The sequence below is a fragment of the Xanthomonas hortorum pv. cynarae genome (genome assembly GCF_002939985.1).
GTDB classification, from domain to species: domain Bacteria; phylum Pseudomonadota; class Gammaproteobacteria; order Xanthomonadales; family Xanthomonadaceae; genus Xanthomonas; species Xanthomonas hortorum_D.
On record NZ_MDFM01000055.1, the window covers coordinates 1 to 13,407 of the forward strand.

A 13,407-nucleotide genomic window follows, 5' to 3' on the forward strand; every position below is an offset into this window, starting at 1 on the left:
GCGGGCTAACACCCGCCGAGTTCCATGAGCAACATCAACCGCAGACCTCTAGTTTTAGCTGGCATTGAATTGCGGGGAGTCGACAGCCACATCACGCCGCAGATGACGCACCGCTACGATCACGAGTTACAGGTGATAGCGCCACCAACTTTGCCCACTGATGAGTCGTCGGCAGAAGCGTTAGCGTTCGTTGACCTGGTCAAGCCCTCAGAGTCGTGAGGGCTGCGAATTTTCCCGGTAATTTTCCCGGTACAACAAAAAAGGGCTTGCGATTTCTCGCAAGCCCTTGATGTTTTTGGCGCCCGAAGTTGGACTCGAACCAACGACCCCCTGATTAACAGTCAAGTGCTCTAACCGGCTGAGCTATTCGGGCGGGGGAGCCAAATTATAGGGAGCGACTGGCTGCTATGCAACCCCCTACTAGAGAAATTTCAGGTCGGGCAGGCCTCGGACTTTTTCAGCAGGCGGGATCGGGGACGTCCAGCCGTGTTGACAACGACTTCTCCTCTAAGGAGGCCTTGGCTGCAGATATGAAATGTCAGGTTGCTGCCAAGTGCTCGACCGAGCGGGCCGTAGCGCACTTGCTTACGTCCTGACGTCGTTCGGATCTGAAGCTGTGAAGATGGCTTGAGGGCCGCTGTCGAAATGACATCGTCCCCACTATCCGGACTTCGATTGCCATCCGGGTCGGAATAGACGAGCCAGCCCCCGGTCCAATTGTTGCTTTCGATGCAGCCTTGCACTGGCGAACTTGGGCACAGGGCAACTGGAGTGCCTCTCGAAATGGAGGTCGAGCGTGCCATCGCAAGGGTAGCGGTGAGCTCGAAAATCGTTGCACGTACATGTTGCGTCTGACGTAAATCAGTGAAGGATGGCCACGCAATGGAAGCCAGCATAGCAAGCACGGCCGTAGTAGTCACAACCTCCAATAGGCTGATTCCTGACTGATGAAGTAGCTTTTCCATTCGTTTGTGCTCCATGCGTGCAGCTTGAAGCGTCCAACAAGCGGACAGGCTCGACGATCAGAGCATTGCCAGTAGTGGGGTGGGAAAAGCACGAACATCGCCGTCATCGGCTGTCGCTATACTATTCGGTCGATGTGAGGGCACTGCTCCATGACCGACCGTTTTCAGCTCGTATCCCCGTACTCCCCAGCCGGCGACCAGCCCGCAGCTATCGACAAGTTGGTGGCCAATTTCGAGGCCGGCCTGGCTAAGCAGACCTTGTTGGGCGTGACCGGCTCGGGCAAGACCTACACCATCGCCAACGTGATCCAGCAGGTACAGAAGCCGACCCTGGTGATGGCGCCGAACAAGACGTTGGCGGCCCAGTTATACGGCGAGTTCAAGTCGTTCTTTCCGAACAACGCGGTGGAGTACTTCGTCAGCTACTACGACTACTACCAACCCGAGGCCTATGTGCCGTCGTCGGATACATTTATCGAGAAGGACAGTTCGATCAACGAGCACATCGAGCAGATGCGGCTGTCTGCGACCAAGACCTTGCTGTCGCGTCGCGATTCGTTGGTGGTGGCTACGGTCTCGGCGATCTACGGTCTGGGCGCGCCGGAAGACTATTTGTCGCTACGCTTGATCCTGTCAGTGGGCGAGCACATCGATCAGCGCAAGTTGATCCGTCATCTCAGCGATCTGCAGTACACGCGCAACGAATTCGAGCTGACGCGCGGCGCGTTCCGCGTGCGTGGCGAGGTGCTCGATGTCTTCCCGGCCGAGTCTGACACCGAGGCATTGCGTATCGAGTTGTTCGACGGCGACATCGAGCAGCTGACCTTGTTCGATCCGCTCACCGGCGAGACGCTGCGCAAGCTGCAGCGCTACACCGTGTATCCCAAGACGCATTACGCGACTACGCGCGAGCGCACGCTCAGTGCGGTGGACACGATCAAGGACGAGCTCAAGGAACGGCTGGAGCAGTTGTACTCGCAGAACAAACTGGTCGAGGCGCAGCGCCTTGCGCAGCGCACCCAGTTCGACCTGGAAATGATGGCCGAGGTGGGCTTCTGCAACGGCATCGAAAACTACTCGCGGCATCTCACCGGCAAAGCGCCTGGCGAACCGCCACCGACGTTGTTCGACTACTTGCCGCCGGATGCGCTGCTGGTCATCGACGAGTCGCATGTGACCATTCCGCAGATCGGCGCGATGTACAAGGGCGATCGTTCGCGCAAGGAAACGCTGGTGGAATTCGGCTTCCGTCTTCCGTCCGCGTTGGATAACCGGCCGCTGCGTTTCGAAGAGTGGGAGGCGCGCTCGCCGCGCAGCATCTACGTGTCGGCCACACCGGGCCCATACGAACTGCGTGAGTCTGCAGGCGAGATCACCGAGCTGGTGGTGCGCCCGACCGGCCTGATCGACCCGGTGGTCGAGATCCGCCCGGTCGGCACGCAGGTCGACGATCTCATGTCCGAGATCCATGAGCGGATCAAGCTCGGCGATCGCGTGTTGGTGACCACGCTAACCAAGCGCATGTCCGAGAACCTCACCGAATACCTGGGCGAGCACGGCATTCGGGTGCGCTACCTGCATTCGGACATCGATACTGTTGAGCGGGTGGAGATCATCCGCGATCTGCGCCTTGGCAAATTCGACGTGCTGGTGGGCATCAATCTGCTGCGCGAAGGTCTGGACATGCCGGAAGTATCGCTGGTGGCGATCCTGGATGCCGACAAGGAGGGCTTCCTGCGTTCGACTGGTTCGTTGATCCAGACGATCGGGCGCGCCGCGCGCAACCTGCGTGGCAAGGCCATCCTGTATGCCGACAAGATGACGCGTTCGATGCAGGCGGCGATCGACGAAACCGACCGTCGTCGCGAGAAGCAGGTCGAGTACAACCTCGAACATGGCATCACGCCGAAATCCGTGCAGCGCCCGATCTCCGACATCATGGAAGGCGCGCGCGAGGATGCGGCCGAGAAGAAAGCCGGCAAGGGCCGTTCGAAGTCGCGTCAGATCGCCGAAGACACTGTCGACTACCGCGCGATGGGGCCGGCCCAGATCGCCGGCAAGCTCAAGAGCCTGGAGCAGAAGATGTACCAGCACGCCAAGGATCTGGAGTTCGAGGCCGCAGCGCAGATTCGCGACCAGATCCAGAAATTGAAGGCGGCGAGCCTGGCGTAGGGCGGGGCAGGGTGCTCACGTGCAGGGAGGGCTTGTGGCCCGCGAAACCCTGCGCTAGAATGCGCGCCCTGCACAGCGCAATGCTGACGCAGGAAACGGGCGGTTAGCTCAGCGGTAGAGCACTACCTTGACATGGTAGGGGTCACAGGTTCGAACCCTGTACCGCCCACCACTCCAAGTCCGGATGCACGGCGACTTGAGTGGTTTGAACACGATCATCTTGCTGCGATCTCAATATAGCCATCGGCACGCGTCGTGTGCGTAAGGCTGGTCTGCGGATCTGCCAGCGTGGTTGAAACCGCTTTCTCCATCACACGTCTTGCTTTAGCATCGCTTCCGCGCTGACGAAAGGAAGGCTGGCAATGGACGAGTATCAGCACACCGTGCTGACCAGAGGGGGCTACCGTGTGGTGGCAATCACTCGCGAAGAGGTGTACGCGCCTGATGCAGTCGTGGCTTATGCGGTCGTGACAGAGGCGGGGACGCGAATTACGCCAGATCTTTCCCTGGATCAAGCCAAGGTCTGGATCGACTCGCTGGTCGAGAGCGAGAGTGGCGGGCGCAAGTCCGATCTGATCGATCACAAGCCGGTTGTCCGTCGCTAGACGGCCGTCGAGATGTAAGCCTAAGGAGTAGGGTCGCGTGTCCAAAGCTAAAATAATTGCAATCGCCACTGCGGTGACGTTGCTCGTTGGATATGCCCTGTCCGGGTATCTGACATTGCTGCTCTTGCGACTCGATACCGGGTTGTATTCCTGGGACACCTACTACCGCTACGTCAGCGCGTTGGGATTGTCGGAAGTGGCGCCTTACGCGACCAAGATCAATATGTCCGGCGTGCTCGGCTTTGGTCTGCCGGGGATCGTCTGGGCCATTACGGTTGTGCTTGTGCTCAAGCCAAAGCCACGTGCGCTGCATGGTGACGCGCGCTTTGCCGGAGCCGCAGATCTTTCCAAGCACGGGTTGTTCAAGCCGAGCGGTAATGGAATTGTCGTCGGCAAGTTCAACGGCAAGCTGGTGCGACTGAGCGGGCAGCAATTTGTGATTCTTGCCGCGCCCACGCGCTCTGGCAAGGGCGTTGGTGTGGTCATCCCCAATCTGCTCGAATATCAGGAATCGATCGTTGTCCTGGACATCAAGCAGGAAAACTTCGATCTGACCAGTGGCTGGCGTGCCAGTCAGGGGCATGAGGTCTTCCTGTTCAATCCATTCGCCGAAGACCGCCGAACGCATCGCTGGAACCCGCTGACCTACGTCTCCAATGATCCGGCGTTCCGGGTGTCTGATCTGATGAGCATTGCCGCGATGCTGTATCCGGATGGGTCGGACGACCAGAAATTCTGGGTCAGCCAGGCGCGCAACGCGTTCATGGCTTTCGCGCTGTACCTGTTCGAAAACCAGGATGAGGAACTGTCACTTGGCTTCCCGGGCGGCGCAGGCGCGCCCACGCTTGGCGGCATTTATCGGCTGTCGTCCGGAGATGGCACAGACCTGAAAAAATATCTGAAGTCGCTCTCCGAGCGCAGGTTCCTTAGTAGCAACGCACGCTCGGCGTTTGCCAACATGCTGTCACAGGCCGATGAGACCTTTGCATCGATCATGGGCACCTTGAAAGAGCCGCTCAATGCATGGATCAACCCCGTACTGGATGCGGCAACCAGTGCTGACGACTTCATGCTGACCGATCTTCGCAAGAAGAAGATGACCATCTACATCGGCATCCAGCCCAACAAGCTGGCCGAGAGCAGACTCATCATCAACCTGCTCTTCAGCCAGATCATCAACCTCAACACGCGGGAGCTTCCAAAGTCCAATCCCGAGCTGAAGTACCAGTGCTTGTTGTTAATGGACGAATTCACCTCAATCGGCAAAGTCGACATCATCGCAACCGCGGTCGCGTACATGGCGGGGTACAACCTCAGACTGTTGCCGATCATCCAGAGCATGGCGCAGCTGGATGCGACCTACGGTAAAGACCTGTCACGCACCATCATCACCAACCACGCGCTGCAGATCCTGTACGCGCCGCGCGAGCAGCAGGACGCGAACGACTACTCGGAGATGCTGGGTTACACGACGATCAAGAAGAAAAACATCACCCGGGGCCGAGAGACGACCCGTAGTGTTTCCGAAGAGCGGCGTGCACTGATGCTTCCCCAGGAGCTCAAGGCAATGGGCAACGAGAAAGAAGTGTTCCTGTATGAAGGTATTCCGCATCCTGTGAAGTGCGACAAGATCCGCTACTACGAAGATCGTTACTTCACCGCGCGACTGCTGCCCAAGACGGACGTGAAAACGCTTTCCATTAGAGTGTGATATCAATCACGCTTTGGGTGCACATGTGGATGGGTAATTCTTGACTCATGTGTCCGTTAAGGGCAAAGTTACCCGAAATTCCTGCATTGTTGATTTTTTGTTAAGGGGCGGCGCCGGACGGGGTCGTATAGGAGTAAGGCTATGGATGGTTCTTCTGTGTGCTCATCTTCTTCTGCGCGTATGCGCTGCACTGCTTCGCCCGCTTGGGCGAGTCATGTGCGCCTCGCGTTTCCAACCGGTTTCTCAAAGCCCGCATAGCTCCGCCACTGTTAGGTGCGCGGGGCCGCAGTGCTGTCCATCATCAAGCCCGAAATTTCCTGAGTTGGAGAAGTCAGAGTGAATCCGATGTATGTGTCCAAGCTGTCATTGGTGTTAGCGGCTGCCATGTTGGCTGGCGCCTGCGCGACCAAGCCTGCTCCTGACTTTGGCGGGCGCTGGAAGCACGTCAATCACTTTGACGAGGCCCCGACCGAAATTCCGCTCTACACCTCTTACACGTATCAGGCCACGCCGATGGATGGCACGCTGAAGACGATGCTTGAGCGTTGGGCCGCGGACTCCAACATGCAGTTGTCCTACAACTTGCCGTCGGACTACACCCTGATCGCACCAGTTTCGAATATCAGCACCACCAGCGTGCAGCAGGCTGCAACTGAGCTCAGTGCTGTGTACTCGGCGCAAGGAGTCTCGGTGTCAGTCTCTGCCAACAAGCTGCTCGTACAGCCCGTAGCGGTATCAACCGGATCCAAGCTTTAAGGAAGCGTCGACTGATGCGATGCACCTGTGGCATCACATTTACAAGGACGTCCATGCCTCCCAGATGCCCGCAACCCATCGCGGCAACAGTTTCAGGCCTGACAAGGCCCCACGGTGACGGATCTAGACATGTTGCGTAAGAAGGTCAGTGAGAAAGATGGATCTGCCCAAGTCGGGGCAGCCGTCCAGAAGGCGGTTAATTACGAGGTGAGCATCGCTGATCTTGCGCGCCGCAGTGAAAAGCGTGCGTGGATTGTGGCGACCTTGTCGATGGTCGTGACGGTCATGACTGCGGGCGGCTATTACTACATGCTGCCGTTGAAGGAGAAAGTGCCCTATCTGGTCATGGCAGACGCCTATTCGGGTACAAGCACTATCGCCAAGCTTGAAGCGAATTTTGGTGGGCGGACGATTACTACGAGTGAGGCCTTGGCGCGCAGCAATATCGCACGCTTCATCATTGCCCGCGAATCGTTCGATTTGTCGATCATCGGTCAACGTGACTGGAATACCGTGTCAGCAATGGGCACGACAAATGTTGTAAACGAATATCGCGCACTGCATTCCTCAAACAATCCGCTACGGCCGTTGAATACATACGGCAAGCTTCGTGCAGTGCGCGTCAATATCCTGAGTATCACGCTGATTGGCGGGAAAGGGCAACCTTACAAAGGTGCGACCGTGCGCTTCCAGCGAACCGTATATGACAAGAATTCAACGCTCTCCACCCTGCTCGATAACAAAATTGCGACTATGGGATTCGTCTATCAGGATAATCTGGAGATGAGTGATAGCCTGCGTGTCGAAAATCCCCTTGGATTTCGGGTGACAGATTATCGGGTCGATAACGACTACTCCTCGCTGCCAGCAGCGCCTGCGGCTGGTGCCGTCATCAACGCGCAGCATCAAGCAGCGGCACAGCAACCTGGCACGAGCGTTGTCGATCCGAATGCGGCAAATGTCTCTGGTGCAGTCCCGCAAGGCGGCGTTCCGCTCCAGCAAGGAGCCTTGCCGCAGGGTGGCGTGCCGCAACAGCAAGCACAGCCAGCGTTTCCCGATCAGATGCAGCCACCGGGTCTGCCTGCGATTCAACCCCAAGGGACGCCGAATAATGTCAATGGAGCAAGCGGTCGATGAAACTCTTTAATCGGTACAGGGCTGCGTTATTTTCAGCACTGCCACTTGCACTATGTGCTTTTTCAGCAGCGGCGCAGGTGGTTCAGGAATACGAATATGCGCCTGATCGTATCTATCAGGTGCGTACGGGTCTGGGGATTACCACTCAGGTCGAGCTAAGCCCGAATGAGAAAATCCTGGACTACAGCACCGGGTTCACTGGTGGCTGGGAACTCACTCGGCGTGAGAATGTATTTTATCTGAAACCCAAAAACGTCGACGTCGACACGAACATGATGATTCGTACGGCGACGCATTCCTATATTCTTGAGCTCAAGGTGGTTGCAACAGATTGGCAGCGCCTCGAGCAGGCGAAGCAGGCGGGTGTTCAATACAAGGTTGTGTTTACCTACCCGAAAGACACGAGCTTCAATAACGTGGAAGATGCAGACACATCGAAGAAAGGTCCACTGTTGAACGCAAAGATCCTGAAGGATCGTCGTTACTACTATGATTATGATTACTCCACGCGTACCAAGAAATCCTGGTTGATTCCAAGCCGGGTGTACGATGATGGCAAGTTCACTTATATCAACATGGATTTGACTCGGTTTCCGACTGGGAATTTCCCGGCGGTATTCGCTCGAGAGAAAGAACACGCCGAGGATTTTCTCGTCAATACGACGGTGGAAGGCAACACCCTGATTGTGCATGGGACCTATCCTTTCCTGGTGGTTCGCCACGGCGATAACGTCCTCGGTCTGCGAAGGAACAAGCAAAAGTGAACTCGAATATTCCAAACAGCCCAGATGATCGCTCCCCGGCAAACCGCGGGGAAGAGCCGCGAAACGGCGAGTACGATGAGCGCAACAACCCGTACTTTGCACGTCAACAGGCAGGTGCCACGCCTGACCTGGATGCTAATGAGCCGGTGCTACGCTCCAGCGACATCAAGCGGCTGAATCGTAAGGCGCTCGTGTTTCTGGCTGCCATCGCCGCTCTGCTGATTCTCGTCATCTTCTGGCTAGCAACGCAAAGTGGGGACGATTCGGCACCGCCGAAGCCGCGAGCTGAGACTGTTGTGGCGCCTGCGCTACCGCAAAATATGACTGCGCCCGTCGAAGAGGCACCCGTGCCTCTCGCGCAGCAGCCGAGTCTGCCGCCACTGCCGCCGATGCCGACTGTTGATAGCGAAGAGGCCGGTTCTACACCGGAACGTCAGCGCGGTCCTACATTGTTGGAGCGCCGAATCCTCGCCGAATCCGCTGCGAATGGTGCAGGCATGCCCGGGCAACCTGGTCCGCCAGCTGCGCCCGGAGAGGAGGATACTGCTGTCACACTGGCGAAGCCGATCAGCAATCCAGATGGTTTGTTGGTGCGCGGTACCTACATACGCTGCATTCTCGAGACCCGGATCATTTCCGATTTCGGTGGCTATACATCGTGCATCGTGACCGAGCCGGTGTACTCCATCAACGGGCATAACCTGCTTCTGCCGAAGGGTTCCAAGATGCTTGGTCAGTATGGCGCCGGAGAGCCAACGACACGGCGCCTGCAGGTGGTCTGGGATCGGGTTACCACGCCGACCGGGCTGGATGTCACGCTCGTAGGGCCTGGTATCGATACGTTGGGCAGCGCTGGCCATCCAGGCAACTACAACGCCCATTGGGGCAACAAGATTGCATCGGCTCTGTTCATCAGTCTGCTGAGCGATGCCTTCAAGTATGCGGCTGCCGAATATGGTCCAGAAACGACCACAATCGGTGTTGGCAGCGGGATCGTCACTCAGCAGCCTTTTGAAAGTAATACCGCCCGCAGCATGCAGCAGCTTGCCGAGCAGGCTGTCGAAAAGTCTGGGCGCCGTCCGGCAACCTTGACGATCAATCAGGGCACCGTGTTGAACGTTTATGTTGCCAAGGACGTCGATTTCTCGGCGGTCCTGCCGAAGTGAATGACATGGCTGCCATGACGATCGATGATTCCCCGACAGCGCGTATTTCGAACGACTTCCTGGACTACCAGTACTCAGTGCTGGGAATCCTGGATTACCTGAATTCGCCTGACGTGACCGAAATCTGCATCAATCGTCCGGGCGAGTTGTATCTTGAGACCATTCATGGGTGGCAGCGGGTTGATGTGCCGTCCCTCACCTACGATCGTGCTCGGCAGTTCTGCACGGCTGTCGTCAACGAGAGCAATACCGGGCAACGTATTACCGACGCCGACCCGGTGGTGTCACTGACTTTTCCGACTGGGCAGCGCGCGCAGTTCGTGATGCCGCCGGCATGCGATGCCGGCAAGGTATCCATCACGATCCGGCTTCCGTCCAAGCACACGAAGTCGCTGGAGCAGTACAAACACGACGGTTTTTTCGACGAGGTGCTGGAACAGTCTGCGGATGTCAGCGACCATGATCAGGAGTTGCTGGAGTTACGCCGCAAGCGTGACTATGCCGAGTTCTTCAAAAAGTGCGTGTTGTACAAGAAGAACGTCGTCGTTGCTGGAGCGACCGGCAGCGGCAAGACCACCTTCATGAAGGCGTTGGTCAATCATATTCCGAACCAAGAGCGCCTGGTAACCATCGAGGACGCTAGAGAGCTGTTCATCAGTCAGCCTAATTCCGTGCACCTGCTGTACTCGAAGGGCGGGCAGAGCGCCAGCAACGTGACTGCCAAGAGTTGCATGGAAGCGTGCCTGCGCATGAAGCCGGATCGCATCATCTTGGCCGAGTTGCGCGGTGACGAGTCGTTCTACTTCATCCGTAACTGCGCTTCGGGACATCCGGGTTCCATCACCAGTTGCCACGCCGGTAGTGTCGAGCAGACCTGGGACCAGTTGGCCTTGATGGTGAAGGCATCGAACGAAGGCTCTGGTCTGGAGTTCGAGGTGATCAAGCGTTTGCTGAGAATGACCATCGACATCGTGGTTCATATCAAGGCGCACGCGGGACGGCGGTTCATCACAGGCATCGACTTCGATCCTCTGAGAACCTTGCGCGGCGGTTGAGAGGTAAATTTTTTCGTTGGGGCTGGTTTGGTTTTGCAAGGAGTAATGACATGTTGCCTGGCATGGAACTGATGGGGTGCACTGGACTTGCTGTTCCTGGCGAGGTAATGCAGCACGTTGTCCGTGTCGAGTCGTCGCGCAATCCGTATGCCATCGGTGTGGTTGGCGGGCGCTTGGTGCGTGAGCCACGGGGGTTGGCTGAAGCAGTGGCCACTGCCAAGATGCTGGAGCAGAAGGGCTATAACTTCTCCCTCGGACTAGGCCAGGTCAATCGCTACAACCTGCAGAAGTACGGGCTCACCAGTTACGAGATGGCATTCGACAAGTGCCCCAATCTTGTCGCTGCGTCAAGGATTTTAGCGGAGTGCCATTCGCGCTCAGGCGCTAATTGGGGCAAGTCGTTCAGCTGTTACTACTCCGGCAACTTCGAGACCGGCTTCAAACATGGTTACGTCCAAAAGATCTATGCATCCATTCGTCAGTCGGTAGCATCTTCTGGACCCGAGCCCATTGCGGTCGTGCCGACCCGCCAGGTGCAGTTGCGGCCTGCCAATCCGCTCAAGCAGGCGGCCGCCGAATTAGCAGATGCGATTGTCGCGCGTCGTATTCAGGATCTATCTGGAGCGGGCAACACGGTGGCTTCACCGTCAGGGCCTATGCTATCGGCACCGTCAGCACCTTACTCTCTGCCGAGCCGGGCCACTTCTGTGGCGCCTGCGGCGGAGAACGAGTTGTATGTGATAAAGCCGACAGGCCAGGGGCGTGGGGTGGCGTTGCCCGCTGTCGCACCTCAGGCCTCGACGCAGACTGATCAACCCGTAAATCCCGTCTCAATGCCGCGTGCACCACAGGCGGCTCCGCAAGTAGATAGCGCATTTGTTTTTTAGGATGGAAGATCGCCAAGGATACGGCTGCTGGACCCCCTCTGTTCCCAAGGAGTTAGACATGAAGTTTGAAATCGACAAGAAGACAATGGCAGATGCCAAGATGGTTGGCACCCAGGCAGTGAAGGCGCTGGTATTCATCTCGCTGCTGATGGTTGCCGGTGGTGCAGCAGCAGAAGGCAACGGCCTTGGTGGCACGGACACTCAGGTTTGCGGCTTCCTGAATAATGTGAAGAAGCTTCTGAACATGGGTTCGATTGCAGTGGTCACCATTGCGGTTATCGTGGCCGGGTATCAAATTGCCTTTGCACACAAGCGTATCTCTGAGGTTTCCCCAATCCTTATCGGTGGTGTTCTGATTGGCGCAGCTGGCCAGATCGCCAACATGATTCTTCAAAACAAGGATGGTGCTGCTGCGAACGACTGCTCGGGAGTCGGTGCTGCGTTGGTGCAGATCGCTCAGTACTATGCATAAAGACGTCCTCTTCCGCGGCTGCACCCGTCCGGCGATGTTTCTGGGGGTGCCTTACATCCCCTTTTTCATCGGTGCCGGCGGTGGCCTGCTGTTGGGGATGTACCTCAATCTTTGGTACCTGTTAACCATCCCCGTCATCATCTTTGCCATGCAGCAAATGGCAAAGAGGGACGAAATGATCTTCAGGTTGCTTGGATTGCGCTGGCTTTTCCGAATGCGGGCCCGAAACCTTCAGCGTTATTCCGGGATGTGGGTATTCACTCCCAACGAGTATCGCAAGGGACCCCCGGGCAAGCCGCGATGAACGCGTGAAAAAGTCAGCCAACCCCATGCGTTCAATTCGCGTGGGGTTGGTGTTTTAGGTAGTTCCTGATGTGATGTTTTCCTCTTAACTTGGTAAGACCATGTTCAGTCCAGACAGTCCGATCGGCGAATTTGTTTCCATTTCGACACACGTCGCACCGTCCGTCGTCAAGACGACCGGTGGCGACTATCTGTTGATCTGGCATCTGGCTGGCTTGCCCTTCGTTGGGCGTGACGAGTTCGAACTCGAGCAGCGGCACAATACGTTCAATCGGTTGCTGCAAACATTGCGTGCACCGGATTTCGCTAATATCGCGTTCTGGGTTCACGACGTTCGCCGTCGTCGTAGGATCGGTACCGGCGGGCGCTTCAAGCAATCGTTTAATCAGACGCTGTCCGACGAGTATTACGCGGCGCTTTCATCGCAAAAAATCATGCAAAACGAGTTGTACTTCAGCATGATCTATCGTCCTGTCGTTACCGGACGACGTCTGGTCGAAAAGTCTGTCAATCCAGACAAGATCAGGGCTGAGGAAGAGCAGGCCATCTCCAAGATCGTCGAGTTAGCCACGAACGTTGAGGCGGTGCTGAAGGATTATTCACCTTACCGTCTTGGCATGTATGAAGCCAAGAATGGTGTCGTGTTTTCCGAGACACTTGAGTTTCTCGGCTACTTGCTCAACCGGATCGACGAGCCGGTTCCGGTGCTGCAGGCGCCTGTGCCGGCGTATCTGCCTGTCAGCAAGCACATGTTTGCCAACAAGACCGGCGATTTTGTCATTCGCACGCCGGATGGCATCAATCATTTCGGTGCGATCCTCAACATCAAGGAATATGCCGACGGAACCTATCCCGGCATTCTCAATGGCCTGAAGTATCTTGATTTCGAATACGTGATGACGCATTCGTTCAGCCCGGTTGGGCGCCACGATGCCTTGAAGGTGTTGGAACGCACCAAGGGAATGATGATTTCGTCGGGCGACAAGTCGTCCAGCCAGATCCGCGACCTAGACCTGGCGATGGATGACGTGGCCTCCGGCAACTTCGTATTGGGCGAATATCACTTTACCTTGGCGGTCTATGCCGATAGCCAGGAGAAGTTGGCCAGGCAGATCGCGACGACACGCGCCGAATTGTCCAACGCCGGTTTCGTGTCCGCCAAGGAAGATCTGGCAATCGCTTCTTCGTTCTATGCGCAACTGCCGGGCAACTGGCGCTTTCGCACGCGTATTGCGAATCTGAGCTCGCTCAATTTCCTTGGCCTGTCGCCTCTGCACAACTTCGCCCAGGGCAAGCAGCACAACAACCCGTGGGGCGACTGTGTCACGACGCTGCAGACCACCAACGGGCAGCCGTATTACTTCAACTTCCACGCCACACATCCGGCCGAAAATTCCCTCGGCGAGAAGGCGAT

Annotated in this window: 14 protein-coding genes and 2 tRNA genes; 14 read left to right on the top strand and 2 right to left on the bottom strand. The window is 56.9% G+C overall.

Annotated features, from left to right (window positions below; genetic code table 11):
* Positions 1-24 precede the first annotated feature (24 nt).
* Positions 25-219: a hypothetical protein gene (locus XcyCFBP4188_RS21690; RefSeq protein WP_248283121.1), complete on the top strand. Its 195-nt coding sequence runs from the start codon at positions 25-27 to the stop codon at positions 217-219.
* Between the two features lie 77 nt (positions 220-296).
* Here XcyCFBP4188_RS21690 and XcyCFBP4188_RS21695 read toward each other — a convergent pair.
* Together XcyCFBP4188_RS21695 and XcyCFBP4188_RS21700 are read right to left on the bottom strand one after the other, a co-directional pair.
* Positions 297-373 (bottom strand) — tRNA-Asn (locus XcyCFBP4188_RS21695).
* 58 nt (positions 374-431) lie between these two features.
* Entirely contained in the window at positions 432-965 is a 534-nt protein-coding gene (locus tag XcyCFBP4188_RS21700) for a GspH/FimT family pseudopilin (RefSeq protein ID WP_074066015.1), read from the bottom strand.
* Positions 966-1,115: 150 nt separating this feature from the next.
* On the opposite strand from XcyCFBP4188_RS21700, the gene uvrB reads away from it, so the two are divergent.
* The 13 genes from uvrB to XcyCFBP4188_RS21765 form a co-directional block, all read left to right on the top strand.
* Complete coding sequence (gene uvrB / locus XcyCFBP4188_RS21705; RefSeq protein WP_006449253.1) at positions 1,116-3,137, top strand: excinuclease ABC subunit UvrB; 2,022 nt, start codon at positions 1,116-1,118, stop codon at positions 3,135-3,137.
* A 97-nt stretch (positions 3,138-3,234) separates the two neighbouring features.
* A tRNA-Val gene (locus XcyCFBP4188_RS21710) sits at positions 3,235-3,309 on the top strand.
* A gap of 190 nt (positions 3,310-3,499) precedes the next feature.
* On the top strand, positions 3,500-3,742 hold the full coding sequence (locus XcyCFBP4188_RS21715; protein WP_006449254.1) for a hypothetical protein: 243 nt from the start codon (positions 3,500-3,502) through the stop codon (positions 3,740-3,742).
* A 37-nt stretch (positions 3,743-3,779) separates the two neighbouring features.
* Positions 3,780-5,453: a type IV secretory system conjugative DNA transfer family protein gene (locus tag XcyCFBP4188_RS21720; RefSeq protein ID WP_104592837.1), complete on the top strand. Its 1,674-nt coding sequence runs from the start codon at positions 3,780-3,782 to the stop codon at positions 5,451-5,453.
* Between the two features lie 345 nt (positions 5,454-5,798).
* Positions 5,799-6,209, top strand: coding sequence for a TcpQ domain-containing protein (locus XcyCFBP4188_RS21725; protein WP_104592838.1), 411 nt, complete (start codon positions 5,799-5,801; stop codon positions 6,207-6,209).
* A 129-nt stretch (positions 6,210-6,338) separates the two neighbouring features.
* Entirely contained in the window at positions 6,339-7,346 is a 1,008-nt protein-coding gene (locus XcyCFBP4188_RS21730) for a VirB8 family type IV secretion system protein (RefSeq protein WP_006449257.1), read from the top strand.
* Positions 7,343-8,110 (top strand): TrbG/VirB9 family P-type conjugative transfer protein, encoded by a 768-nt coding sequence (locus XcyCFBP4188_RS21735; RefSeq protein ID WP_006449258.1) that lies wholly within the window; start codon positions 7,343-7,345, stop codon positions 8,108-8,110. The genes XcyCFBP4188_RS21730 and XcyCFBP4188_RS21735 overlap by 4 nt, the downstream gene beginning before the upstream one ends.
* Complete coding sequence (locus tag XcyCFBP4188_RS21740; RefSeq protein WP_006449259.1) at positions 8,107-9,276, top strand: TrbI/VirB10 family protein; 1,170 nt, start codon at positions 8,107-8,109, stop codon at positions 9,274-9,276. Before XcyCFBP4188_RS21735 ends, XcyCFBP4188_RS21740 begins: the two co-directional genes overlap by 4 nt.
* 5 nt (positions 9,277-9,281) lie before the next feature.
* Positions 9,282-10,331 (top strand): P-type DNA transfer ATPase VirB11, encoded by a 1,050-nt coding sequence (gene virB11, locus XcyCFBP4188_RS21745; protein WP_174705872.1) that lies wholly within the window; start codon positions 9,282-9,284, stop codon positions 10,329-10,331.
* 62 nt (positions 10,332-10,393) lie between these two features.
* Positions 10,394-11,218: a lytic transglycosylase domain-containing protein gene (locus XcyCFBP4188_RS21750; RefSeq protein WP_043907618.1), complete on the top strand. Its 825-nt coding sequence runs from the start codon at positions 10,394-10,396 to the stop codon at positions 11,216-11,218.
* A 58-nt stretch (positions 11,219-11,276) separates the two neighbouring features.
* Positions 11,277-11,690 (top strand): TrbC/VirB2 family protein, encoded by a 414-nt coding sequence (locus tag XcyCFBP4188_RS21755; protein WP_043907616.1) that lies wholly within the window; start codon positions 11,277-11,279, stop codon positions 11,688-11,690.
* On the top strand, positions 11,683-11,994 hold the full coding sequence (locus XcyCFBP4188_RS21760) for a VirB3 family type IV secretion system protein (RefSeq protein ID WP_006449263.1): 312 nt from the start codon (positions 11,683-11,685) through the stop codon (positions 11,992-11,994). The genes XcyCFBP4188_RS21755 and XcyCFBP4188_RS21760 overlap by 8 nt, the downstream gene beginning before the upstream one ends.
* Positions 11,995-12,094: 100 nt before the next feature.
* A partial coding sequence (locus XcyCFBP4188_RS21765) for a VirB4 family type IV secretion/conjugal transfer ATPase (protein ID WP_487410578.1) occupies positions 12,095-13,407 on the top strand: 1,313 nt, incomplete at its 3' end.

Coding starts and splice junctions, on each gene's coding strand:
- XcyCFBP4188_RS21690 (WP_248283121.1), top strand. CDS start 25: ATGAGCAACATCAACCGCAGACCTCTAGTTTTAGCTGGCATTGAATTG.
- XcyCFBP4188_RS21700 (WP_074066015.1), bottom strand. CDS start 965: ATGGAAAAGCTACTTCATCAGTCAGGAATCAGCCTATTGGAGGTTGTG.
- uvrB (WP_006449253.1), top strand. CDS start 1,116: ATGACCGACCGTTTTCAGCTCGTATCCCCGTACTCCCCAGCCGGCGAC.
- XcyCFBP4188_RS21715 (WP_006449254.1), top strand. CDS start 3,500: ATGGACGAGTATCAGCACACCGTGCTGACCAGAGGGGGCTACCGTGTG.
- XcyCFBP4188_RS21725 (WP_104592838.1), top strand. CDS start 5,799: ATGTATGTGTCCAAGCTGTCATTGGTGTTAGCGGCTGCCATGTTGGCT.
- XcyCFBP4188_RS21730 (WP_006449257.1), top strand. CDS start 6,339: ATGTTGCGTAAGAAGGTCAGTGAGAAAGATGGATCTGCCCAAGTCGGG.
- XcyCFBP4188_RS21735 (WP_006449258.1), top strand. CDS start 7,343: ATGAAACTCTTTAATCGGTACAGGGCTGCGTTATTTTCAGCACTGCCA.
- virB11 (WP_174705872.1), top strand. CDS start 9,282: ATGGCTGCCATGACGATCGATGATTCCCCGACAGCGCGTATTTCGAAC.
- XcyCFBP4188_RS21750 (WP_043907618.1), top strand. CDS start 10,394: ATGGAACTGATGGGGTGCACTGGACTTGCTGTTCCTGGCGAGGTAATG.
- XcyCFBP4188_RS21755 (WP_043907616.1), top strand. CDS start 11,277: ATGAAGTTTGAAATCGACAAGAAGACAATGGCAGATGCCAAGATGGTT.
- XcyCFBP4188_RS21760 (WP_006449263.1), top strand. CDS start 11,683: ATGCATAAAGACGTCCTCTTCCGCGGCTGCACCCGTCCGGCGATGTTT.